The 378-nt window shown below is 61.9% G+C and carries 1 protein-coding gene; it reads left to right on the top strand.

Annotated features, from left to right (window positions below; translation table 11 throughout):
• Positions 1-139: 139 nt before the first annotated feature.
• Positions 140-378, top strand: a 239-nt coding sequence (locus AB4Y92_RS26455; RefSeq protein WP_441822322.1) for a hypothetical protein, incomplete at its 3' end; no start/stop codon positions are given.

The raw sequence follows: 378 nt of genomic DNA, 5'->3' as shown, positions 1-378 counted from the left end.
GTGAAGCCCAAGCGCCCCTGATCTCCTGTTGAGGGCGGCTGCATTGGCCGCTTCACACGGATGCGTCATGTCGAAACAGCGCCTGGAGCCTCTCCGGGCGTTGTTGCTTTTTCGGCGGCGTTAACCAAAGCTTGGCAGGATGCAGGCGTTCTCGCGTGAAGGGGCGCTGTCGGCTGGGGAGCGCAATCAGGTCATGACGACCAACGGGGTCGAGCATGGCAGTCGAGGCACAGAACCGGGACCGATGAGGCAGAGCATGTTTCGAGGCAAGAGCTGGCTGGCTGCAGCCGGCATCGCCGTCGCGCTGGCAGGATGCGACACCGTTTCCAATATGGGCTCACAGAGCGCAGTTGCTGAAATCGATGCGGAATCATCCGC

It is taken from the genome of Lysobacter sp. TAB13 (assembly GCF_052113885.1).
GTDB classification, from domain to species: domain Bacteria; phylum Pseudomonadota; class Gammaproteobacteria; order Xanthomonadales; family Xanthomonadaceae; genus Lysobacter; species Lysobacter gummosus.
This window is presented reverse-complemented; position numbering and strand designations above follow the sequence as displayed.